The 23,485-nt window shown below is 61.9% G+C and carries 24 protein-coding genes; 4 read left to right on the top strand and 20 right to left on the bottom strand.

The window, feature by feature from the left end; genetic code table 11:
• Positions 1-458 precede the first annotated feature (458 nt).
• The 4 genes from AACY19_RS14670 to AACY19_RS14655 all read left to right on the top strand — a co-directional run bounded on the left by AACY19_RS14670 (position 459) and on the right by AACY19_RS14655 (position 6,085).
• Positions 459-1,805 (top strand): hypothetical protein, encoded by a 1,347-nt coding sequence (locus tag AACY19_RS14670; RefSeq protein WP_339451291.1) that lies wholly within the window; start codon positions 459-461, stop codon positions 1,803-1,805.
• A gap of 35 nt (positions 1,806-1,840) precedes the next feature.
• A complete protein-coding gene (locus AACY19_RS14665; RefSeq protein WP_339451289.1) occupies positions 1,841-4,069 on the top strand; it encodes an Ig-like domain-containing protein in 2,229 nt (742 codons plus the stop codon).
• Positions 4,070-4,141: 72 nt separating this feature from the next.
• Entirely contained in the window at positions 4,142-4,606 is a 465-nt protein-coding gene (locus tag AACY19_RS14660; RefSeq protein WP_339451287.1) for a curlin, read from the top strand.
• Positions 4,607-4,633: 27 nt separating this feature from the next.
• The gene (locus tag AACY19_RS14655) at positions 4,634-6,085 is read left to right on the top strand and encodes a curlin (protein ID WP_339451285.1); all 1,452 of its coding nucleotides are present in this window, start codon (positions 4,634-4,636) and stop codon (positions 6,083-6,085) included.
• A gap of 129 nt (positions 6,086-6,214) precedes the next feature.
• Here the strand turns inward: AACY19_RS14655 and AACY19_RS14650 are convergent, their stop codons facing one another.
• From AACY19_RS14650 to AACY19_RS14555, 20 genes are all read right to left on the bottom strand, one after another.
• On the bottom strand, positions 6,215-6,736 hold the full coding sequence (locus AACY19_RS14650) for a hypothetical protein (protein WP_339451283.1): 522 nt from the start codon (positions 6,734-6,736) through the stop codon (positions 6,215-6,217).
• Between the two features lie 7 nt (positions 6,737-6,743).
• Positions 6,744-7,112: a DUF6124 family protein gene (locus tag AACY19_RS14645; RefSeq protein WP_339451281.1), complete on the bottom strand. Its 369-nt coding sequence runs from the start codon at positions 7,110-7,112 to the stop codon at positions 6,744-6,746.
• A 963-nt stretch (positions 7,113-8,075) separates the two neighbouring features.
• The gene (locus tag AACY19_RS14640) at positions 8,076-8,936 is read right to left on the bottom strand and encodes a CsgG/HfaB family protein (protein WP_339451279.1); all 861 of its coding nucleotides are present in this window, start codon (positions 8,934-8,936) and stop codon (positions 8,076-8,078) included.
• Between the two features lie 28 nt (positions 8,937-8,964).
• Positions 8,965-9,396 (bottom strand): curli assembly protein CsgF, encoded by a 432-nt coding sequence (locus AACY19_RS14635; protein ID WP_339451277.1) that lies wholly within the window; start codon positions 9,394-9,396, stop codon positions 8,965-8,967.
• Positions 9,393-9,785, bottom strand: coding sequence for a curli production assembly/transport protein CsgE (gene csgE / locus AACY19_RS14630; RefSeq protein ID WP_339451275.1), 393 nt, complete (start codon positions 9,783-9,785; stop codon positions 9,393-9,395). Before csgE ends, AACY19_RS14635 begins: the two co-directional genes overlap by 4 nt.
• A complete protein-coding gene (locus AACY19_RS14625) occupies positions 9,782-10,321 on the bottom strand; it encodes a type II secretion system protein (RefSeq protein WP_339451273.1) in 540 nt (179 codons plus the stop codon). Before AACY19_RS14625 ends, csgE begins: the two co-directional genes overlap by 4 nt.
• Entirely contained in the window at positions 10,296-10,670 is a 375-nt protein-coding gene (locus AACY19_RS14620; RefSeq protein WP_007919395.1) for a type II secretion system protein, read from the bottom strand. The genes AACY19_RS14625 and AACY19_RS14620 overlap by 26 nt, the downstream gene beginning before the upstream one ends.
• A 5-nt stretch (positions 10,671-10,675) precedes the next feature.
• Positions 10,676-11,149 carry a type II secretion system protein gene (locus tag AACY19_RS14615; protein WP_339451269.1) on the bottom strand — a complete coding sequence of 158 codons (474 nt, stop codon included), beginning with the start codon at positions 11,147-11,149 and terminating at the stop codon, positions 10,676-10,678.
• A gap of 2 nt (positions 11,150-11,151) precedes the next feature.
• Complete coding sequence (locus tag AACY19_RS14610; protein ID WP_339451268.1) at positions 11,152-12,999, bottom strand: secretin N-terminal domain-containing protein; 1,848 nt, start codon at positions 12,997-12,999, stop codon at positions 11,152-11,154.
• Positions 12,996-13,514, bottom strand: a complete 519-nt coding sequence (locus AACY19_RS14605) for a hypothetical protein (protein ID WP_339451266.1) — start codon at positions 13,512-13,514, stop codon at positions 12,996-12,998. The genes AACY19_RS14610 and AACY19_RS14605 overlap by 4 nt, the downstream gene beginning before the upstream one ends.
• On the bottom strand, positions 13,514-14,062 hold the full coding sequence (locus AACY19_RS14600) for a GspMb/PilO family protein (RefSeq protein WP_339451264.1): 549 nt from the start codon (positions 14,060-14,062) through the stop codon (positions 13,514-13,516). The genes AACY19_RS14605 and AACY19_RS14600 overlap by 1 nt, the downstream gene beginning before the upstream one ends.
• Positions 14,049-14,594, bottom strand: a complete 546-nt coding sequence (locus AACY19_RS14595) for a PilN domain-containing protein (RefSeq protein ID WP_339451262.1) — start codon at positions 14,592-14,594, stop codon at positions 14,049-14,051. The genes AACY19_RS14600 and AACY19_RS14595 overlap by 14 nt, the downstream gene beginning before the upstream one ends.
• A 1-nt stretch (position 14,595) precedes the next feature.
• A complete protein-coding gene (locus AACY19_RS14590) occupies positions 14,596-15,399 on the bottom strand; it encodes a hypothetical protein (protein ID WP_339451260.1) in 804 nt (267 codons plus the stop codon).
• Positions 15,380-17,086: a GspE/PulE family protein gene (locus tag AACY19_RS14585; protein ID WP_339451258.1), complete on the bottom strand. Its 1,707-nt coding sequence runs from the start codon at positions 17,084-17,086 to the stop codon at positions 15,380-15,382. Before AACY19_RS14585 ends, AACY19_RS14590 begins: the two co-directional genes overlap by 20 nt.
• An 81-nt stretch (positions 17,087-17,167) precedes the next feature.
• Positions 17,168-17,698: a response regulator gene (locus AACY19_RS14580; protein WP_236431331.1), complete on the bottom strand. Its 531-nt coding sequence runs from the start codon at positions 17,696-17,698 to the stop codon at positions 17,168-17,170.
• 219 nt (positions 17,699-17,917) lie between these two features.
• A complete protein-coding gene (locus tag AACY19_RS14575) occupies positions 17,918-18,679 on the bottom strand; it encodes a SurA N-terminal domain-containing protein (protein ID WP_339451255.1) in 762 nt (253 codons plus the stop codon).
• A gap of 15 nt (positions 18,680-18,694) precedes the next feature.
• Positions 18,695-20,245: an ABC transporter substrate-binding protein gene (locus AACY19_RS14570; RefSeq protein WP_339451253.1), complete on the bottom strand. Its 1,551-nt coding sequence runs from the start codon at positions 20,243-20,245 to the stop codon at positions 18,695-18,697.
• Between the two features lie 9 nt (positions 20,246-20,254).
• Positions 20,255-20,875: an SCO family protein gene (locus AACY19_RS14565; protein WP_339451251.1), complete on the bottom strand. Its 621-nt coding sequence runs from the start codon at positions 20,873-20,875 to the stop codon at positions 20,255-20,257.
• Positions 20,872-21,522 (bottom strand): SCO family protein, encoded by a 651-nt coding sequence (locus AACY19_RS14560; protein ID WP_339451249.1) that lies wholly within the window; start codon positions 21,520-21,522, stop codon positions 20,872-20,874. Before AACY19_RS14560 ends, AACY19_RS14565 begins: the two co-directional genes overlap by 4 nt.
• A gap of 14 nt (positions 21,523-21,536) precedes the next feature.
• The gene (locus AACY19_RS14555) at positions 21,537-23,459 is read right to left on the bottom strand and encodes a YncE family protein (protein ID WP_339451247.1); all 1,923 of its coding nucleotides are present in this window, start codon (positions 23,457-23,459) and stop codon (positions 21,537-21,539) included.
• Positions 23,460-23,485: the final 26 nt, after the last annotated feature.

Here is a 23,485-nt window from a genome sequence, read left to right as displayed (position 1 = left end):
TCCCGATACGTCCCTATAGGGTTATAGCCCACGGGTGGGGGTTTGCCCGGATGCGGGGCAACAGGCCCGGTTGCACCGTCCCCACAGACACCCGCTCCCCACAGGGATTCGGGATGGGATCTGGATTTATGGCTCGACACATATCCAATGTGGGAGCGGGCTTGCTCGCGAAAGCGGTGGGTCAGGCCATGATGATGCTGACTGTGCTGACGCCTTCACGAGCAAGCCCGCTCCCACAGGTTCTGCATCCAGTCGAATTTCATTTTCGTCCCCACCGTCCCCGATTCTGGGGAATGACGCCCTTTCCCCGGCTGTCCCATCCAGCACTTTCCAGCCTCTGAACCCCTCTACCCCGGCTCTCTCCCGCACATTCACCGCACCTTGGCATGGAAGGTGTACAGGCTCTGTGCAACTGACCCATCCCCAAGGGGCAGGTACTTCGATAGAGGGATTAACTCATGCACCCTTTACTGTCCAAAACCGCGACCGTCCTGGTCGTGAGCGCCTTGGCCCAGGGCATTGCTCAGGCCGCTTTGTTTGCTGTTGACCAGGGTCCTTACTTACCGGCCAACGGCGGTTTCGCCGGCTGGTATCAGGACACCCACGGTCGCACCCTGGATCTGTGCCTGTCCAAAGCGCTCAGTTCACGAGTGCCGAGCACACCCGGCGCGCCTTCGTATATGTGCTCGCTGCTGCCGACCCCCGGCGTCTTCGACGATGCGCAACCGATTGTCTTCCCGACAAACTTTCCCGATGAAGCGTTCTGGTTCACCGGCGAAACCAGCCTGGTCGACGCCGCACGCGGCATTGATCTGGGCTACGTCAGCGCCATCGAAGCCGCATTCGCCGCTGAAGAACCGGTCGAGGGCGATCAAGTCAGCTTCGCCCGAATCCGCATTCGCGTCGATGTGCCCACCGCTGGCACCTACGTGATCACCCACCCCTACGGCGTCGACGTGTTCAACATCGATACACCCGGGCAGCGCGCCATCAACATGACCCGCGACATCGGCATCGGCACGCCGCAAACCTATGACGGCGCGCTCAAGGGCGACATCGGCCCGTTCCTGCGCAGCGTCAACGGCCCGTACACCGAAACCAATCCGCTGACTGGCGCTGCCGAACAGTTTGTCGGCGACCCGAACCTCAGCGAGGCGGTCACCGGCAGCCCGTTCAATACCAACTACGTGCGCATCGAAGGCCCCAACGGGCTGGACCTGCGCACAACCACGTTCGCCGTCTCCGGCAAGTTGTCGACGGTGGTCCGGCCAACGCCAATGATCACCCAGCGCAGCACCTACTCACGCAAGGCCGGCGACAGCGCACCGGTGGCCCAGCAAGACGTGTTCGTCCTCGCGCCACCTGCCCCTGGCACAGTCGCCGTCACCAGCACCACACCGGTGCTGAACATGACCGAAGCGAACAGCACCGGCAGTTGGTATGCACAGTCCTCCGCCAACCCGACCTTGCCGACCACCTTGCAAGTGACCGCCGACAACCAACTGGCCATCGCCAGCAGCACGCCGACGACCCTGCCCATGGTCCTGACCGACCTGGTGGTGATCCAGAGCGCCCAGTACAGCCTCAGCTCCGGTCAACTGACCGTGGTGGCCTCGACCAGTGACGAAACCTCACCGCCACTGCTCACCGCCAGCTCCATCAGCGGCGCCGCCATCGGTGCGCTGGGTGGCGACGGCGCGGTGAAAACCCTGGCCACCGGGATCTCGCCGATACCACCGGCCAAGGTGCGCGTGACGTCGTCCAACGGCGGCAGCGACACCGAAGAAGTGGTCATCGTGCAATGAACGCTCACATGCCCAGATCCGCATCAGGAGGCATCATGAACAAGTGGCCACGCTTCGCGCTCAACGCGCTCGGGCTCGCTCTCTCGCTGACCGGCAGTGCCTATGCGCAACTCGCCGCCGTCGACCCCGGCCCCTACACCTTCGCCACCGGGAAATTCCCGATGTGGTATCAGGACGAAAACCAGCTGTCGATGGAGCTCTGCCAGTCGCGCGCCGCCAGCTCGCGCGTGGCGGCGACCACGCCGCCGGCCTACATGTGCATTCTGCTCGCCGAGCCGGGTATCTACGACGATGCCCAGCCGATGATTTTCCCTGACAACTGGCCACCGGAGGCCTTCTGGTTTCTGGCCGAAACCACGATTGCCGACAACGCTGCCGGTTATGGCGTGGACGCCTATGTCGCCGGGATAGAAGCGGCATTCGCCTCGGAAAATCCGGTGGACGGTGATCAGCAAAGCTTCGCGCGGATTCGCATCCGGGTGAACGTGCCCCTGGCCGGCACCTATACGATCACTCACCCCTACGGCGTGGAAACGGTCAATGTCACCGCGCCAGGCCGGCGTGCGATCAATATCACCCGCGACATAGGCATCGGCGCACCGGGCAACTTCAGTGGTGCTGTCGGTGGTGCAATCGGCCCGTTCCTGCGCAGCGTCAACGGCCCCTACACCGAGGTAAACCCGGACACCGGCGCCACGGAAACTTTCGTCGGCGACCCGAACCTCACCGAAGCGGTGACCGGCAGTCCGTTCAACACCAACTTCCTGCGCATCACCGGGCCGGCGGGAACCATCCAGTCAAACGTGTTCAGCCTGTCCGGCAAAGTGCTCGACAACCGTCAGCAGACGCAGGTGGAAATCGACCGCGCCACCTATCGCCGCACATCGGCCGGAGTGCGTGCCGAGGTGTTCGCCAAGGCTGACAGCAGCTCGACCCTGTGCTTCCGCGAATCCGTGGCGCTGCTTCCCGGCCCACCGCCAACGCCGTGCCAGACCAGTCTGTTGGGTGACAACAATGGCCTGTTCTTCGGCCATCGCCTGGGCACCGGTGCAGTCCCTCCAGTGGTGGTCGTGACCGCCACCAACCCGACCGGTACGACCCGGCCGACCGCCGTGTCGGCCAAGCTCACCGACGTGGTGAAAGTGCAAACCGCGCGCTACAGCTGGGACAACCACAGCCTGCTGATCGAGGCGACATCGAGCGATGAGGTGGCGATTCCGGACATGGTTGCCCAAGGCTTTGGACGCCTGTCGAAGAGCGGCACCCTGCAGCGCATTACCGTCGCCGACCTGACTCAGCCGCCCGCCACCATCACGGTGAAATCTGCCGCAGGTGGCAGTGACACCGAGCCCGTCGTCGTGGTCGGCACTGCGCCGGACACCGGTGAAAACCAGGCACCGATCGCCAACGCCGACACCGGCAGCACCAGCTTCGGCGTGCCGATCACCCTCAGTTTGCTGACCAACGACAGCGACCCTGATGGTGACAATCCGCTGGGCATCACCGCGTTGACTCAACCGGCTGCCGGTCAAGGCACCGTCGCGCTCAATGGCACCACCTCGGTGGTCTACACCCCGCCAGCGGTGGTGAACGCGCCACTGACCACCACCTTCACCTACAAGGCGCAGGACGCCAAAGGCCTGGCCTCGGCCAATCCCGCCACCGTGACAATCACCGTCGCACCGAACCAGGCACCGACCGCCGTTGCTGACAGCGTCGCCACCCTGGGCGTTGCGATCCCGATCAACGTGCTGGCCAACGACACCGATCCGGAAGGCAACGTGCCGCTGGCCGTCGCCAGCCTGACCCAACCCGCCGCTGGTCGCGGCACGGTCAGCAGCAACGGTACGGTGATCACCTACACACCACCGGCCACCGTGACCACGGCGTTCACCACGACCTTCACCTACATCGCCCGGGACAACTTCGGTGCCCTGTCGACGCCGGCCACGGTCACGGTGCAAGTGTCGCCACGGCCAGCGGCGGAGACGTTCACCGTCACCGCATCCACGGTGCGGGCACGCTCCGGTGATCGCTTCAACTGGGACTTCACCGGCACTTCGTCAGTCACCACCGGCAACACCATCACTGTGCAGGTCACCACCCCGTCCGGGCTGGTCACCCTGGGCACCACCACCGTACCGGTCACCGGTCGCTGGCGGCTGACGCTGAACAACACGCTGGTGGTGCCATCGGCCAACCCGACCGCGACGATCCGCTCGTCCCAGGGCACCGTGCGCACAGTCTCGGTGACCACGCTGTAAGCCTGAGCCCCAGCCACTTTCGGGTGGCTGGGGGTGAATTGAAACCGGTTAACGCCTGACAGGATGTGAGCCATGAACACGCCGACCGCCGCCCTGCTTTGCCTGCTTCTGCTGTGCAGCAGCGAGGGCGTGCGCGCCGACGACCTGATGGACAACGACGATCTGGCCCCGACCAGCAGCGACCTTGGCGAGTTGCCCCCACCCGTGGGTCAGCAAGCCCTGATCGATCAGCTCGGCCAGGCCAACGTCGCCCTGCTGCTGCAGAACGGTCAGTCGCTGCTTGGGCAGATCGTGCAGTCGGGCAGCAATCAGGAAGCGTACATCCTGCAACAGGGCAACGACCTGATGGCGCTGATCAACCAGAACGGTTCTGGCAACGCCGCTTCGATCACACAAACCGGCAGCCACAACCGCGCGCAGATTTCGCAAAACGGCAACAACAACGACGCCAGCATCGAGCAGGCCGGCGCGGGGCTGCAAAGCGCCGTGACCCAGTCCGGCAATGGCATGAGCGTTTCGGTCAAGCAATATCGCTAAGCACTGCAAATCATCGGAGAGATCATCATGTTCAAACTGACGCCCCTCACCGCCGCCCTCCTGGTCATGATCAGTGCCCAGGCAATGGCCGACGACAGCCTGTCCAATCAAAGCCAGGCCGGTACCGCCAACATTGCGGATGTGAAACAGACCCAGGCCCCGTTCAGCACCGCCACCCAGACCCAACTGGGCCAAGGCAACGACGCTGCCGCCGTGCAAGACCACGCCAGCAGCGTGATCACCCAGGACGCGGCCGGCGACTACAACGCCGCTTATGCCGAACAGCTTTACGAAGACAACGGCACCATCACCCAACAACAGGCCGGCGCGTTCAACACCGCCCACGCCAGCCAGTCGCTGGGCTTCGGCTCACCGAATACTGCGCTGCAACAGCAGCAAGGCACCGGCAACTTCTCGTTTGTGTACCAGGACTCGCAGACCGGCAGCGAAGGCAAAACCTTCCAGTTCGGCGACAGCAACGAAGCCAACATCGAGCAACTTTATGAAGGCAGCGGCAACAGTTCAGTGATTACCCAATACGGCACGGCCAACTACGGCACCGCCGAACAGGTGCTGCACAACGGCGGCCAGATCGGCATCAACCAGGCCGGCGAAGGCAACTACGCCTACGGCGACCAGCGCAACGGCACTGGCGGCAACATCACCATCAACCAGTTCGGTAACCTCAACGGCACTGAAATCTGGCAAGACGCGCAACTGGCTAGCCAGGCCACCGTCAACCAGTACGGCGACAGCAACGAAACCGTGGTCGACCAAAGCTTCGGCGAAAACAACAACGCCGCCGTTACCCAGGTCGGCAACACCAACGCGATCTACGCGGATCAGTTTGAATCGGTCAACTCGACGCTGGCGCTGTACCAGGTGGGCAACGGCAACGTGCACTTCACCTACCAGAGCGGCGACGGCCACGCGCTGAGCGCCACCTCCGCGGGTAACGACAACAAGGTCTACGCCAGCAACTGGAAAGGCCCGCAATCGGGTGGGCAGTTCGGCAGCAACCAGCGTGCGACCGTAACCCAGGCTGGCAGTGGCAACATCGCCAGCTTCACTCAGGATGGCGTTGGGCATGTGATGACCACCAGTCAGACCGGCACGGGCAACAAGACCACGGTCAGTCAGACTGAATCGTATAACGAGCTGTACTTTGATCAGAATGGCAGTGACAACATTTTGATCTCGGATCAGCGCGGGACGACCAACCTGATTCAGGGGTCGTCGAACGGGACTGGCAACAGTGCTGAGTTTGATCAATCCGGGACGGGGAACCAGGCGTATACCGCGCAACTGTATGGCAGCGACAACATGATCACTGTTAAGCAGGCGGACACGATGAATGTGGCGTATGTGACTCAGGGCGGGACCGGGAACATTGCCAATGTCGATCAGAGTGGCATGACGCAGACGGCGAATATTCAGCAGTTTGGATCGGCTAACCAGGCAACGGTTTTGCAGCAGTAGGGGTTGGGTGTTGATGGGCCGCGATTCTCTGGTGAGGGGGGTCGCGGTTTTTTTTGGCCCTATGGAACTGGTCAATCTGGCATCGAGCGAATAATGTCGGCCAGATCATCCTTGGTTATTTCATTAGACTTAATAGCGGCGGCAATGTCTTTTTTGGAAAGGGGGGGAACGCTTGAAAGTTTCTTTCAACGTGTCTGCATCAACATCAGACAACCAAAGGGGATCAACAAGCGAACCTTGATATTTTGCCTCCATTGGAACCTCATCACCAACAATGGGCCCATGGTGATTAAAATAAACCATGTATCGGCTAAATCCTTCCGAGAAGCTTTTGTCATAGTAAACAGTAGCCCCCATAGGCAGCACATAGTAATTTTCATCACCGTTCTGCCCACCAATCAACATAGGTTCTCGAGTCTTAATCATTTTCATGCCTTGCGTCCTCGAAAAACCATCAAACATCACAAACATCAGCACTGCGATATTCACAAACACTGAAAAAACCAACAAAACGACAACCAATTTACTTTTTATGAATGTTTTTCTTGTCATAGTGCGCTCCCATATTTCCTTCAAGCATTGCCTGAAAATCCGCAGGCATGAAAATACCATTTGATCGTTCCCACGCTCTGCGCGGGAACGATCAATCAATAAGCGATCAGTTCTTAACTTCGACGTGATCCAAGGCTTGGTTGACGGCGAGCTCACCCAGCATGACGACTTGTGCGATACCGAGTGCAGTTTTGCGCTGTGGGGTTTCCAAGGAGGCGGCGAAGTTGATGAGCATTTCGCTGGCCGAGCCGAGGGTTTCGCTGGCGTTGGTCAGCAGGGATTCAGTGTTGTACCTGGGGTTGGCGAGGGACATGGGTTCCGGCTCGTTGGCGCTGGACATGATGCGGGCGGCGGGGTTGAGGTAGAAATCGAGGGCGAGGTCGGTGGCTTCGTGGAGTTTTTTGCTGTCGACTGAGACGTAGGGGGATGTGGTGTTGGTGTCTGATTCTGGGGGGTTGGGTGTTGGTTTTTTCATGGTGACTCTCTCTCATTGATAGTTGCAGCTGGCCCATTCGACTTCCAGGAAAAATGGGTGGCAGCTGTACGCAGGCTGGAAATCCGGGAGAGAGCAACCCGGCAGACACGAATGTCTCCCGCGCACAACCGCCATAACAGAGAGCACACAATGAAAGTGCGCAAGCATACGTTATGAAAGGCGTATCTGCTCTCTCGTGTCTTCGGGTTTCCATGCCCGGTCGCTGAATTGGCAGCGACGAACACAGGCTAGAGACCGGGCGTCCGACGGACAACCTGAAAACATTGTGGGAAGGTTCCGCCGATTCAGACACTTCTTTAAACACACTTCAGATCGCTGCCCTCACCCTAGCCCTCTCCCGGAGGGAGAGGGAACTGACCGAGTGGTTTGGGAGAGGTACGCCGACGTGCAATACCGCGTTGAACTCGGATTTTGAAAGGCCCAAAAATCGGCTCCCTCTCCCTCGGGAGAGGGCTGGGGTGAGGGGCGAATCCACCACAAAATCAAAGCCGACCACGCTGTGCTCTTCACCACTCAATAGGCCGAGTGTCAGCTCGCCTGCTCTTGATCTTGATCCACGAGCGACGTCGGAAGGCTGAGCAGAGGGATTGATCCGGGCGTGGGAGCGCAGCGACCGTTTGGCGAAGCCAAACACAGCGAAAGGAGGTGCAGCGAAGCAAACCGTAGGCGCTGCGCCCGGATCGATCCCGCAGCGAAGGAACCCCGAGCTTTAGCGAGCGGGCCGCACGTAGGAGCAAGCCTTTTGGGTTACCTTTTCGGCGTTTGGAAAAGGTGACCCGCCGTAAGGGCGGAACCCTAAGCAGCCGTTACCGCAGAAACGGATATGTACTCAATCAGAAAGAACCCCACCACCTGACAGAAAGCCTTCGCGAGCAGGCTCACTCCTACAGGTTTGAACCGGTTTCGACCAAAAGAACTTGGTCGGCCCGAAAGCCGCCACGTTCACTCCGCCTCAGGATCAATCTTGTTCTGCGTCAAATACCGATTCAACACATCATCCTGCCCAGGCACAGAAGCGTCCCCCGCCACCTGCCACAACCGCCGCTCAATCCCCTGCGCCACCATATGCCCCACCGCCGCCTCAATCGCCGACAACACACACAACTGCGCCGGCTCGTTAGTCGTATAACCCACTTCAGCTTCGAGCAACTTCTTGAACTCGATAAACTTGAAAATCCCCGCACTGCGCGCCACCGAATAAATCGTCTTGCTGGTCATGACATTCGCCAACACCTGCCCACTGCGCACATCCACCGCACGCAAGTTGACGGTCACCTGATCCACCCGATACTCACGCTGCAAATCGATCCCCAGATACCGCGCCCCTTCCCCACCGCTACGCACATTGGTGTCATAGGCGATGATCCCGCCCTCGAGCATCATGTTCGCCGCCTGCAACGGTGGCAGCTCACCCTGAATATTCACCGGCGTATTCGGCTTCTTCTGCGAGGCGCGAATGATCTTGCGTTCGGTCAACAGGTTCTGCAGCCCTTCCCGCTCCAGCACCACAAACCAGCCACTGGCCTGCATCGCGTCCATCAACATCGACGCCGCGCCCTGGGTCACGCTGGTGGAGAACGAACTCGCCGGGGTCGGTTTGTACTGTCCGGTCTGGTCACGGAAGCCGTACACCACCGCCATCAAGCGGCCCTTGGGTCGCGGCATCTTCAGCAAGTCGTAGTAGGTCGAGGCCCTGGGGGTCAGGGTCGGGGTTTCGGTGTCCTGCTCGGCCGGCATCGGCTCACGCAGACTGCACCCTTGTAATGTCGCCAGCATCAGCCCTAGCGCGATGATCTTTTTCATGTCCGTTCTCCCCGGAACCGTCAGCCCGTCATGGGTTGAGGCCGTTCACCTGAATTTCCGAAACCTCACCGGTCGCTCGGTCGGTCACTTCAATGCTCAGTGCCCCGGAGTCGTCGATGACATTGACGATAAAAGTGTCAGTGGACAGGCTCCCCGTGTTGCCGGTGGAGATGTTGTCCAGCAACTGCCCCAGCAGCCGCGATTGCAATTGACTGGAAAAACGCTCCAGCGCTGACGTGCCGGCCACCGTCGAGCGGCTCTGGATGTCCGGATCGTCGTAGTCGTTTTGCGCCTGGGCGTTGTTGAGCAGCCAGGTGCCGTTGAGCGGGTTGCCGCCGAACGATGGGTTGACCGGCGTGTAGACCAGCTCGGTGGCCTGGACAACCGCAGCGCTGGCGAACCCGATCAACAACCCCGAGATCCAGAATCCGCTGCGCCGTGAGAACGTTGTGGTGTTCATAGTTCGTCCTTCTCAAGGTCGGTGGTGTCCTGCAACAGAGCCTCCAGCTTGCGCTGGACAACCTGGCGTCGAACCCAGTCGGCGGCCGCGTAGGCCTCGTCCTTCAGTTCCACGGTGTTCGGCGGCAGGAAGCGCCGATAAACCAGGCGTTGCTGATATTCCACGGTCACCAGGCTGCCCCAGCGCGCGTCGGGGCGCTCGCGCACCACCAGGTTGAAATCCATCGGGCTGGTGTCGCGCAGGCGTTCACTGAACGAGTAGTAAAAGTCGTGTCCGATGTGCGAGATCGTGTCGTCGACGATGAAGCCCATCATTTCGTCTTCTTCACCGCCATGGGCGCAGCACGCCGCCACCGCGAGCACCAGCGCGCACCACCACTGGCGAGTCATGGCTGCAACGCCTGGGGCAGGTTCGACTGGCCTTTGGCCGGGCCATTGGCGCCGTCGAGGAAGGCCTTTTCGGCGACGAACTGCCAGTCCGAATAACGCTGCATGCCTTCGAAATCCGACCACTGCGTCGGGAAATCCGCCTGTTTCAACGGCAGCTCGGTCGAAGGACTGTTGAGGCCGGTGATGCGCCCGTCGAAGCCACGTTGCAGTTCCCATTCACCCTGACCGATCGGGTCCGGATAGAGCTGACGCAGATGATGCTTCGCCTCCGGAAAACGCTGATCTTCAAGCAGATCCGCCAGCTCTTTCGGGTACTGCGCCAACCCCGGCGAACTGCGGTAATAGCTGCGCAGCGCCTGGGCGTACTGGGTACCGACCCAAAGCAACTGGCGCTCACGATCACGGCGCGAAGCGGTCGACCACAACTCGCCGGCACTGGCCAGGCCCATGCCCATCACCGCAATCAGGAACAGCACGCCCAGGTAAGTGAAGCCACCCTGCTGCGCGCGGTTACCACTCGGAATACTGGCTGCCATCACGCGCCCTCCCGGTAGCACCGCTTTTGATGTCGGCCACGCCACCCGCCACACCGTCCGGTGGCGCGATCAGTACCCATTGGTCTTTGCGTTCGGTGATCGGATCGAGTGGCGCGTTGCGCAGGTAACGTTGCTCGATCAGTTGCTCGATGGAATCGGGGTAGCGCCCGGTGTCGCCGTAAAAGTGATCCAGCGCCTCGCGCATCGCCGACAGGCTCTGGCGCAACGTGGTTTCCTTCGACGCTTCGAGGCTGTTGAAGTAGCGCGGCAGCGCGATGGTCATCAGCGTGGCGATGATCGCCATCACCACCATCAGCTCCAGCAAGGTAAAACCTTTTTCCCGGCGCATGAGGTTCACCACTCGCGGTAGGCGATGCCGTTGAGGCCCTTGCCCCGGGCGTGGGAGTAGACGTCGAAAACGTCTTCGCCATCGCGCGGGTTCTGAGCCGAACTGTTGTAGGCGCGCACGCCCCAACCCCCTTCATCGTCACGTTTGGCCGGCACCAGCGGGTCGCGCGGGATGCGGCGTAAAAAGTAGAACCTGGCGCCCTTGGCGCTGCGCACGTCGCGCACACCTTCGACCAGCACTTGCAGGTTCGGCGGGTAGCCGCTGCTGTTCAGCGACTTCTCGATGTAACCGGCATCGAAGGCGCGCTTGTAGGCGTCGATGGCATCGCGAATCTGATACAGCGCGTTGCGCAATTCCTGCTCCTTGCCACGCCGCACCAATGTCTCGGTCAGCGGCGCGGCCATGCTCGCCAACAGGCCGATCAGGGCCAGCGTCACCACGACTTCGATCAGGGTGAAACCGCGTTGGGAGGTGTTCATGATCAAGGCTTCTCGACGGTGACACGGGTGGTGGCCACGGCCGACTCACCGACGGCACGCGGCTGCGCGGCAGGCGACGGCATCGCATAGCTCTGCGAACGATCAGGCGCCTGGATGTGCATGCTGGTTTCGGTGCCGGTGGAGAACTCCATGTCCGAAGGGCTCTGGTACGGCAGGTTGCGCACGATCCGTGGGGTGATCGACAGCACCAGTTCCGATTTGCCGACGGTGTCTTTGTTGCTGCCGAACAGGCGGCCCAGCCCGGGAATGTCACCCAGGCCCGGAATCTTGTTGCCGGTAGCGCCGTGGTCGTTGCGCATCAGGCCGGCGAGGATCTGGGTTTCGCCGTCATGCAGGCGCAGCGAGGTTTGCGCATTGCGGGTATCGACCTGCACCGGGATCGTGCCCTGGCGGGTTGGCTCCAGCGGTGTGGCGTTACTCACTTCCAGAGCAATCTTGATCGCCACTTCGTTGTTCAGGTGCACGGTCGGTTGCACTTCGAGCTTCAGACCGACGTCCAGGTAAGTGACGCTTTCGGTGATCACCGGGCCTTGAGTCGACGGCACCGACGTGGCGCTGATGATCGGCACGCGCTGACCGATGTGGATGCGCGCCTGTTCGCGGTTGCTGACGCGAATCACCGGGCTGGCCAGGGTGTTGATGTCGTTGTCCTGGGCGTTGATCTTGGCTTGCGGCGATGGCGAGATCGAGATCCGGCTGGAGTTGATGCCTTTCAGTTGATCGAGAAGGGTCACCGCCGAACCGTCGCTGTTGACCACGCCGAAGGTGTTGGGCCATTGCAGGCCAAGGTCGAGGATGCGCTGGGTGGCGACTTCCATCACTTCCACTTCAAGCACCACTTCCGGGTTGGACTGGTCTTGCGACTGGAGGAGTTTCTCGGCCATGCGCACGGCGTCTTCGGTGTCGCGCATGGTCAGGGTGTTGAGGCGTTCGTCGACGAATACGTCGCGGGTCTTGAGCATGGTTTTGACCATGTTCAGCGCGGTGTTGGCGTCGATGCTGGTCAGGTAGAAGGTGCGCATCACCAGCTCCTGGTAATCCTTCAGTTTCTGCGGCGAATCCGGGTAGATCAGCAAGGTGTTTTCGTTCACCACTTTCTGGTGCAGCTGGTTTTGTTGCAGCAGCAGGGTTACGGCGTCTTCGATGCGCACGTCACGCACGAAGATGGTGGCTTTCATGTCCGGGCGCAGGTCTTTGTCGAAGATGAAGTTGAGCCCGGCGACCTGCGACAGCACTTCAAAAATGGTTTTCAGGTTGGCGTCGCGAAATTCCAGGGTCACTGGACGGTCGAGTTTGGTGCGCAACTGCGGATAGGCAATCACGTTGCGGCTCTGCACCAGACGAATGTTGCCTTGCAACTCCAGCGCGCCTTCGTTGTTGGGGTCGAGTTCGAGGATCTGTTTGACCTGGCGATCGGCACCGTAGATGTCACCGCGACGCAGGTCGCCACGGGCCAGTTCGAGCTTCTCGTCCATGCTGCGCAAGTAGTCCAATTGCTTCAGGGCATCCTGGGCGCGGCGGTTGTTCGGCTCGATGGTCAGCACGCGGTTGTAGGCAGTGCGGGCCGAGGGAAAGTCGCGGCGTGAACGGTCGGTATCACCGGAAGTCAGCAGCGCAGTGATGGCCTTGGCCCGACCACTGTTGAGCAGCAGGTGCAATTCGGTGTCGCGAGGGTTTTCGCGCAGGCCTTCCTCGATGCGGGCCAGTCCCGCCTCGTACTGACCCTGTTCAATCAGGTCGGCGGCTTCCTTGTTGGCCACTTGTGCGGAACTGCAGGCGGCCAGCCCGGCACACAGGCCCAGGCTCATCAGCAAACGGGAACGGTTCATTGCGTACTCCCCACAGACAGGGTCTGCGACAAATGCAAAGGCAGGTAAACCAGGCTCAATTCCAGATCGGAAATGCCGGTGATCTTCCAGGTGTCGTCGATCACATCCCCGTTGCGCACGACGTAGATCTTTTCGCCGTTCTGCAAAAACACTTGCAGGTCGCTGCGGTCATGCAGCCTGCCGACGAACTGAAACGGCACCGGTGGCAGGCTCGGGGCTTGCACCACTGTGGCCGGGCTGATCGCTTGTTCAGTGACCGTGGCCAGAGTCGGCGCGGCCTTCCAGGATTTGGCGGCGAACAGATCGCCAGCCGGGCTCAAGTCCTTGATCGAAGTGTTTTTGACTTTGGTATTGCCCGGCGGCAGCGCGCCACGGCTGGCGGCTTTTGCCGGGGCGGCCACCACCACTTCGTTAGGATCGGCGTCTTCGCTCGGCGAGAAATATGCCGGCAACCACGCCAGTGCCGCAGCGACGCCGAAGAACGCTACCCAGCCTGACACGCGCTTGGTATTCATCACGACCTCGACAGGAAAAGGGTCAAACGAATCCGGCCATTGAGGTCGGTGTCGCCAATCTTCTTGCGTTGCAACTCAAGGTCTTCCACCACCACCGCCGGTAACTGGCCGAGCAAGGCGTGCACGAAGCGGCGCAGTTGCGGATAGCTGCCGCGCACGGGCAACAGGATCTGATAGCGCGCCAGATGGGTTTTCGGGTCGACGCCGAGGGCGTATTCGCCGCGCGCCAGGGTGATGTGCTCCTGGGCTGCGAGGGCATAGATGCGGTCGATGGCGACAGTGGCTTGCGGTTGCGCCGGCAGTTTGTTGCGAAAGTCGTCGAGCTGACGCTGCGGCACCATCGGCGGCGCGATGCTGCCGTCTTCAACCTTGGCCAGGTACTCGCTGGCTTCCTGAGTCTGCTGGCTCAACTGCTGCAACGATTGCCAGCCCGGCAGCAAGCCACCGAGCGCCCAGGCCACGGCCACCAGCGCCAGTGCCAGTCCGGCGAGGCCCGGAATGCCGAGGCCTTGCAGGTATTCGTGGACGATCAGTCTAGGGATTCGCATCGCCCATCTCCCAGGTCGCCGACAGGTTGAATTGCACCGGTTGTTCCGGCGATTTGACGACGATTTCGTGGCTCAGCAGCGAGACGTCGGACAGCTCGTCGCTGGCTTCCAGACGTTTGTGGAAATCGAGCATCGCTTGCAGATCTCGCGCTTCAGCGCTGATGCGCACCTGGCCTTTGCGCGCATCCGGGGTCAGGGTCAGCAGCGCGATGTCATCGCGGGGCATCGCTTCGAGCATGGCGAACAGGCGTTCCCACGGACGGCGCAGTTGCTGCGAGACCTTGCGCATCTCGGCGAGGTTCTGCGCTTGCTCGCGGGTTTGTGCCGGGCTCAGGGTGCTTTTCGCGCCGCTGTCACCGCTGAGTTGACGCTGAGTGGTTTGCAGGTGGCCTTGTTGCTGTTCGGTGTGCGCGTCGAGGTGCTGCTGCACGCCCAAGCACAGCAGCGCCAGCAGCACACCCGCGCCGAGCAGGCTCCAACCCAACGGGCCGGAACGTGGGCGCGGCTGGAAGTCGAGATTGAGCGCGCGCATGTCAGGCCACCGCCCGGGACATGACGTACAAGCCGTCACGCACGGTCATCGAGGCACCTTCAAGGGTGCGCAGTTGCACCCCCGCCACCTCCGGATGCGCATCAAGGCGCGCCGGCGCATGCAGATAAACGTTGAAGGCGCGCTCGCTGGTCGAGGCCTGCAGTTGTCGTTCGCGACCGATCAATGCACTGAGCGCCGCGTCACTGTCACTGCCGCCGACCGAACGCACGCCCGCCCAACGCCCTTCCCTCGCCAGCAACAACACGCTGCGTTGCGGCTCGGCCACGACGAACAGAAAGTCGCCGGCATCGAGGCTTTTGTCGAAGAGGTTGAACGCGGCCATCAGGTACGGCTGCACCGAGCGCAGACGCAAACCGCGACCTTTGACCAGCGTGCGCAGGCGTTCGAGCAAGTCCTGCGGCAAGGCGCTGGCGATGCGGTCGTAACCGGCCGGTTCGGCGGACAGCACCAGATTCCAGGCCTGGGTTGGCGCACCGAACAGGTCTTCGAAACACAGCTGGGCAAAGCCGCGCAGTTCTTCAGGGCTGCTGATCTGATCGCTCCATGGCACCAGGCAGAAACGACTGAAGTGCCCGGAGATGACCACGCTCAATTCGGCACCGGCGCGGGCGTGTTCCCCGAGCAGGCAGTCGAGGGTGTCCAGCGCCACCGCGTAGCTCTGGAAGCCTTCGTCGATGTAGCCGACGCTGCCCAGCCACAGGGTCTCGCTACCGCGCCGCTGCCCCAGGCCAACACCGCTGGCGCCGAGCACGGCGACAAAACGCTCACGCGATAAAAGTGACACGATTGATCTCCTCCAGCGTGGTGCAACCTTGTTCCACCAACTCCAGCGCCGATTCGCGCAGCAAGCGCAAACCACGGGCGCAAGCCAGGGCTTTGATTTGGGTGATCGGTTGGCGCTCGACGATCATCTGGCGCAGTTCGTCGTCCAGGTGCAGCAGCTCGGCAATCGCCGTGCGCCCGCGATAACCGCTGCCCCGGCAGTGGCCGCAGCCCTTGCCGTGGACAAAGTGGTAGTGGTCGACTTTCTGCGGATCGAGGCCCGAGGCGCGCAGTTCTTCATCACTCGGATTGACCGGTGCGCTGCAACTGGCGCACACAAGCCGGATCAGGCGCTGGGCGAGAATCGCGTTGAGCGCCGAAACCAGGCTGTAGGGGTCGATTTCCATTTGGGTGAAGCGGCCAATCACGTCGAAAACGTTGTTGGCGTGGATCGTGGTGAACACCAGGTGACCGGTGAGCGCCGACTGCACGGCGATCTGCGCGGTGTCCGGGTCGCGGATCTCGCCGACCATGATCTTGTCCGGGTCGTGGCGCAGGATCGAGCGCAGGCCACGGGCGAAGGTCAGGCCTTTTTTCTCGTTGACCGGGATTTGCAGCACGCCCGGCAATTGGTATTCGACCGGGTCTTCGATGGTGATGATCTTGTCCACGCCGTGATTGATCTCAGTGATCATCGCGTACAGCGTGGTGGTCTTGCCGCTGCCGGTCGGGCCAGTGACCAGCACCATGCCGTAGGGTTCGGCAGCGAGGCGACGCAACTGGCGCAGGGTTTCGTCTTCAAAGCCCAGCGCCTGCAATTGCACACCGCAGACCTTGTCGGCCAGATCCTGTTTGTCGAGCACCCGCAGCACCGCGTCTTCGCCAAAGATGCTCGGCATGATCGATACGCGAAAATCGATCTGGCGGCCGCTGATGCCGATCTTGAAGCGACCGTCCTGCGGTACGCGTTTCTCGCCGATGTCCAGTTCAGCCATGACCTTGACCCGCGAAATCACCTGCTCGGCGAACTCGTTGCCCTGGACTTTGCTGATGTTGTTGAGCACGCCGTCGATGCGGTACTTGATCACCAGACCGTTGCCGGTGGTGCCGAGGTGGATGTCGCTGGCGTGCATTTTCAGCGCGTCATACAGGGTCGAGTTGACCAGCTTCACCACGCTGCTCGCGTCTTCGCTGATGCTGGTCAGCGACAGGCTTTGCAGGGTGTCGGTTTCGCTGTGGGTGTCGCCCTGGGCGTTCAGCGATTCAACGGCGTGGAAGCTTTCTTCGTGACGGGCCAGATAGGCCTTGAGGTCATCGGCGTGCACCAGATGCAGCGGCGCGCCATGCAGGCAATCGTCGATCCAGGCCAGCCGCGCCGGGTCGAAGGGGTCGGCGAACACGCCGATGACTTCGTCGTTGTGGCGCAGCAGGATGAATTCACGTTTCAGGCATTGTGCGAGGGTGACGCGGTCGAACACCGGCGTCGCTTGAAACAGGCTGTCGGTGTCGAGCACCGGGTAATGCAGGGTCGCGCCGAGGGTGACAATGAACGGCATCGGCGCCAGCTCACAGAGTACGCCAAGGGCTTCAAGCACGCGTTCGCCAGAGGTGGCGGCCCGCGCACGGGCCTGGGCAAGCTGCTCACTGGAAAAGCGATGCGGTGCGCTTTCGGCCGGCAGCGGTTCGACGACAACGGACAGACGTTCCATGGCTTGCTCTCCAACCGGGGCTCAAAGCCCTGTCGGCGCGGCAAACCTTGGCGGCAAGTGCCGGAACGTCTGATCGCGCCATTACTCCCCGGTGAGCATTTGATCGTCGTCCGGCGCCATGGATTGCGACTGTCGTCGCCGATCCGCCAACACCCAACTGCCATCGTACAACTGCAACGGGAAGCTCTCGGTCCTGCTCTGGCGTCGTTCGACAAACCCTTCGGAAGGGCTCGCGCCGGGTTTCGCTTCGCGCTTGATGCCCAGAAGGTCGCAGACAGCTCGGGCCAGTTCCGCCAATGGAAACGGTTTGAACAGGATGTGGCTGACTTGCAGTTGCCGCGCCCGCTCACAGACTTCGGCGGTCGGGTGACCCGTTATCAGCACAAAATGGCACGTCCTGTTCTGGCGGACTGCGTCGAGCACCTCAAAGCCTTCCATATCAGGCAAGCGGTAATCGAACACCAGCACGTCGGGGGCAAAGGTTTCGGCCAAACCGATAGCCGTCGCTCCGTCATGTGCAATCCGGACGTCCAGCCCTTGCGCCGACAGATAATCCTGAAGGTTTTGTGCAAGCAGCTGCTCGTCTTCGACAACCAGTACTTTGTTAACCAAGGTCGACTCCTTGAAACAGCAGGTCCGATGACCCCGCCCTGAGAGTGCGCCTTACCAGGGGTAACGCACACTTCATGCCAGGCTGAGCGCCGGTAACTTTATGTCTTCATGTCCTTGAAATTAATGACAATGCCCGCTCGTCCCGGCACCCCGTCCCCCAGAAACGGGGAAGCACCTGAATGGACATCGAAGCCATTCCCCACTATTGGGGGGGAACCTTCAGTCGTCGTCAATTCGTTCGATCCTGTTCTGCACCCGTAATTGCGCGAGCACCTGACGACGAGCCTGGGTCTGTTGTTGTCGGGCGAGTTGCGTCCTGACTGTGTCCAGCCCCTGCAAATCTGGGACATCGACGGCCTCCAAGTGGTTCGGCAAATAAATCACATGCCAGCCGAACGGTGACCGCACCGGTTGGCTGGCAAACATCGCGCCGCTGATGATCGAGGCGCGCATCTGTATCAAGCGTAGACGCGCCGCCGCCACTTTGGCGGCGTCCGCCTGCAACGGCACGCGGATCAGCAGGTGCCGGGGCTGCAGCGTGTTCGCCCGAATCAACGCGGCGAACGTTTGTTGCGCGGCCAGTTCACGGCGGGTGTATTCGGTGAAAGACGCCTCGTCGAAACCGGCATCCTGCAAGCGACGCAGGAACTTGTCGGTGCCGCCGATCGCGCTGCGGGTCTGCTCGACTTGCGCAAGCACCACCTGCTCGTCGATCTGCACGCCGCGTTTTTGCGATTCCTGCCAGAGCAATTCCTTGTCGATCAGGGTTTGCAGCGCCGCCTGGCGCAGCTGTTTATAGGCTTTGGGATTGCGAATGCTCGCCACGGCGCGGCCCTGATCTTCCAGGTATTCGACGAAGAAACGCTCGAAGCGAAACCCGGAGATTTCCTCGCCATTGACCCGCGCCACGGCCGGTTCGTTATTGGCCCACGTCAGCGGCAGCCAGCCGATCAGCAGCCACAGCAGCGTTGTGAGTTTCATGATCGGGCTCTCCGTTCAAGGGCTGGCAACAACCGGTTTATAAGGCGCGACCAGATAGAAACGCTGGTCGGGCAACTCCACGGTGACCACGTGCGCGCCGCTCAACCCCAGGCGTCGACCGGGGCCGAAACTCAGACGTGGGGTCAGGCCGGTGTCGAAGTCGTGCAGGCCTTCGAGTGCCGCCACCAGTTTTTCGCGGCTGGCATCACGGCCGGCCTGTTTCATGCCTTCGCTGAGCAGCAGCATCGAGGCATAGGCGCCGACTTGCAGCACCGCGTGCTGGGCGCCGAGGCCTTGGCCTTCGCGTAGCAGTGTCAGGGCCATGCGCCCGGTCTGCGTCCAGTCGCTGGGCACAAATGGATAAGCGAGAAACACCCGCCGGGAAAATCCGTCCGGCATTTGCAGCAAGTCCCCGGCCACCTGGCTCGACGCGGCGAACAGGTAAGGGACTTGGCCGGCACTTTGCAGCCGGGTCGCCAGGCGACTGAAACCGCCGCCGCTGCCCATGTAAAACACCGAACGCGAGCCCAGCGGCAGCGCCTCCGCCGCCGGGTCGTAGGCTTGCAGATGAACTTTCTGCCAGCCGTGACCCTGCAGATACTCGCCGAGCTTCTGCGCCGCCTGGGCTTGCGCGGGGTCATCGGGATAGGCAATCAGCGTCGGCCCTTGCAGCACGCGCAGGCTGGCCGTGGCGTAGTCGGCCAAGGCAATCAGTTGCTCGCGCAAGCCCGGCAACGGCTCGAAAATCTGCGGGCTGGCCTGCACCGAGCCGAGTAACGACAAGGCCCCGATCAGCGGCACGCCGGCCTGTTCCAGGCGCGGAACCAGTTGGTCGTTGAGGGCCGGTGCCAGCGGAGCGATCAGGGCGAACACCTGTTCCTGTTCGATCAAACGCTGCAAGGCCAGCTCGGCACTGGCGCTATCCGGGCCGGGATCAATCACCGTCAAGCGCAACTGCCGACCATGAATACCGCCCGCCTGATTGATCCGCGCCACGCTGCCGTTGAGCACCGCGGCGATGGTCATCCCCTCCTCGGCCAATGGCCCTTGGCTGGGCAACAGCGTGCCGAGGTGCAAGGTCTCGGCGTCAAGGCCGGGGTCGCGGTCATCGGCCAGGCGTTTGAGGTACGCGGTGAGGTTGCGCTGATCCTTCATCGACAGCACAAAGCGCGGCATGCTCGGGTCGAGACGATTGTGGCCGGGGTCGCGGCCCTGCTCGATGACGGTCGCCAGACTGCGCTCGGTATACGCCGGATAGCTGCGGCCGTTGACCTGTTGCTGGCCGTAGGTGCTGGTCAGTCGCGCCCAGTTCAGCGGCGGCGGACGCACCCCGCCTTCGGGTCGCCCGAGGCCATCGGCGCCATGGCAGTTGGCGCATGGCAGGCTGGTCGCCGGCAGCAGCACATCCGCCGCGCCGACTCGCGCCATGATCGCTTCGCCGCTGGCCGACAGGCCTTGGCGATACAAGCGCTTGCCCGCCGCCTCTTCCGGGGTCAGCGGCGCAGCACTCGCGCCAAGGCTGAGGCCTGCGAGCAGGATCAGGGCGAGGACGCGGCAGCCTTGCATGGCGCGGGCTCAGCGACCGGCCACGGGCATTGTCAGCAACTGCAAACGCTGGGCAATGGCGGCGGCCGGGGCATCGGGACGGATTTTGCTCCAGCGTTTATTGGCGACATCGCCGACGATCAACTGCGTGGAGTGCTGCTCGGGCGTCGGCACGATCTGGCCGATTCGGCTCAGCACCAGGTCCATCTGCGCTTTGTCGCCGGTAAGAAAAAGCCAATGAGGGTCATCGGAACCCTGCTTCAAGGTGTAAGCCTTGAGCACCGCCGGCGTGTCGCGCAGCGGGTCACTGGTAAGGGAAATGAAGGTGATCTCGTCGGCCTTGTCACCCAGCAGCTCGCGGACTTCCTTGAGCTTTTGCGTGATCAGCGGGCAGGCATCGTTGCAACTGGTGAAGATCACGTTGAGCAGAACGATGCGGTTTTGCAGGGCATCGCTGTAGAAGCGCAGGGTTTCGCCGTTCTGATCCTGCAACGGCGTGTCGGTGAACCAGGTTTTCGCGTCATGGGTGCCTGTGGCCGGGGCGGCAGCAACCGCCGCAGGTGCCTCAGGGGCATGGCCTTCGTGGGCCAGCGCCACGCTGCTGAAGACCCAGAAACACACGCTCAGGGAGATCCAGTCGAGCGTTCTCATGGCTGTTGCTCCATGGCGATGGCGGTGTGCTTGGCGTGGGTGCGCAGGCCGCTGAGTTTCTCGACTTCCTTGGCCAGCAGCGCCGGGTCGGTGAAGCCGTAGTAGCGCGTCCAGTGGCGACTGTTGCCGTCGCCGACGAGAATCAGCGGTTGGTGACTCTTGAAGTCACCGCTGAAACTGCCGAGGCCTTTCAGGGTTTCAGTGATCGATTGCGGCGTCCCGGTCAGCCAGCTCCAGCCGGGGCCGCGCTGGAACGTGCGGGCGTAATCCTGCAAGCGTTTCGGGTCGTCGCGCTGCGGGTCGATACTGATCGACACCAGCTGCACTTCGTCGCCAACCCGCGCGCCGAGCTGTTTCTGCACCTTGCCCATGATCGACGACACCACCGGGCAGACCGTGGTGCAACTGGTGTAGATGAAGCTCATGACGACGATTTTGCCCTGCACCAGGTCTTGTTCGAGGCGCACGGTTTTGCCGGTCTGGTCAAGCAGCGGCACGTTGGCGAACTTCACCTGAGCATGTTCCTGCGTATTGCTGGCCGGGGCTTTGTGCCCGGCGTGTTCATCCGCTGAATGGGCCTGGGCGAGTTGGATGCCGACGCTCAACAGACACAGGGTCAGCAGGCCACTGGATGCAAATCGGTTCATGTCGAAACTCCTCTTCAACGGGACTGGCCGGGGATTACCCGAACACTGGCAAAGGTCTTGTCATCGAAACTGGCACCCAGCGACGCCGCGCGCACGTGCAGATACCAGGCGCCGCTGCGGTCGAGAGAAATCGGGGCTTCGTACACACCGTCGGCGACTTCCAGTGCCGCCACTTGGCGGGGGTGTGAAGTGGGCGCGAGGTAATAGCGCAGTTGCACATCTTTGACGCCGCTGCGCTGGGTTTTGTCCTTGCCCTGAACGATGCGGAAGCGCACGACGTAGGGGTCGTTGAGCGCTACCGCAGTCTTGTCGAGGAGGAACTCGACTTTCGGCTGGCCGAGGTGTTTTGGCTGTTTACCGTCAGGATCGATCTGCGCGGTGAAGCAATGAATGATGTTCGGCTGGTTGAGCAGGAACGCCACGTCGAAGCGCCCCGCCGCCGGCAATTTCACCCGCGCGCTGTAAATCCCCGGCGAGACTTCGCGCAGGCTGCGGTCGACGACCAGCGCGGCACGGGCGATCTGGCCACGGTTGGGGTAACCGGACATCGGCGCGTTCATGCCTTCGGCGTAGAAGTAGGTGGTGTTGTCGACCGGATTGACCACAAACACCGCGTTGTCATCGCGTGACACCGCGAGGCTTGAGGCCAGCGGCAGATCCCCGGCCAGGCGCGGCGCTTGCGGGCCGGCTTCGAAGCCTTGGCTGATCGGCTGGCGGCCTTCGCCGAGGGACGACAGGTTGATCATGGTGACTTTCGGTGAAGCGAGTCCGCGGATGTAGGCGTAGGCCTGGGTGAACACCACTTGGTAGGGTTCGGCGCTGACGTCCAGATCATGGATTGCGGTGTTGGTGGCGGCGTCGATGACGGTGGCGCGGTTTTCCACGGTGTTGAGCACCACGCCGAAGCGGCCATCGGCACTGAAGCCCATGGGGCCGAGACCTTGTTGCAGCTTGATCACCCGGCGGATGGCGTGGGTGCTGCCGTCGATGACCGTCACGCTGCCGTCCTTGCCATCGGCCACATAGACCGCGCCCGACAGTGCTGAATAAGCGACTGACAACGGGTGGGAGCCGGTTTTGATCTGCTGGACGATGCTCAGTCGGGCGATGTCGACCACGCTCAACGTGCCATCGTCACGGTTGCTGACGAAGGCGAAGCGGCTGTCCTTGCTGAAGCTGATTTCGTGGTGGCCGCGCCCGGTCGGCAAATATTTGAGGGGCTTGAGGCTTTGGGTGTCGATCACGGTGACGCCGGATTGCTCGGTTTTGCTCGCGTTGTTGCCGACCCAGAGCAAGCGTTCGTCCGGTTGCAGGGCCACGCGAAACGGTTGGCTGCCGGCGCTGATCGAGTCGATGACTTTGAATTGCTCGCTGTCGATGACGGCGATTTCGCCCGCCGTTGGCATCGAGACGAATACGCGTTTGTTGTCTTTGGGGGTCACCCAGTCCATCGGCGCTTGCTTGAGTTCGATCCGCGCCAGAGTGCTGGTGATGCCGCCGACCGAGACCGAGGGATCGACCACCGAGACGCTGGCGTCGCGGTTCATCACCAGCAGGAAATAGCCGTTGAGGTCGAGCAACGGACGCGCGCCGATGTTGGATTTGAGGAACACGCCGACCCGGGATTTGCAGCTCTTGTCGCGGCCCTGGGCCTGGTCGGCGGCGAGGGTTTGCGGATCGACCCAGGCCCCCGGAGCCACGCCGGACAACGGCTGACCGGAAGCGCTGTCGCTGATACGGAACTGCACATCGGCTAATTCGCCTTCGCGCAGCTTGCCGTCAGCGGCCAGCGACTTCAGGTTGAAATCCACCGCCACGCCGTCGCGCTTCAGCGTCTGCTCACCCGCGGTTTGCGCCAGCACAATCTCACTCAGCGTCAGCACCGCCCCGGCCATGGCCAGCGTACAAATACCGATGATGTTGATGATCCTGTTCATCTAGCACTCCCCTATCTCTTCATCTG

The sequence above is a fragment of the Pseudomonas sp. EA_5y_Pfl2_R50 genome (assembly GCF_963970475.1).
GTDB lineage: Bacteria > Pseudomonadota > Gammaproteobacteria > Pseudomonadales > Pseudomonadaceae > Aquipseudomonas.
This window is presented reverse-complemented; position numbering and strand designations above follow the sequence as displayed.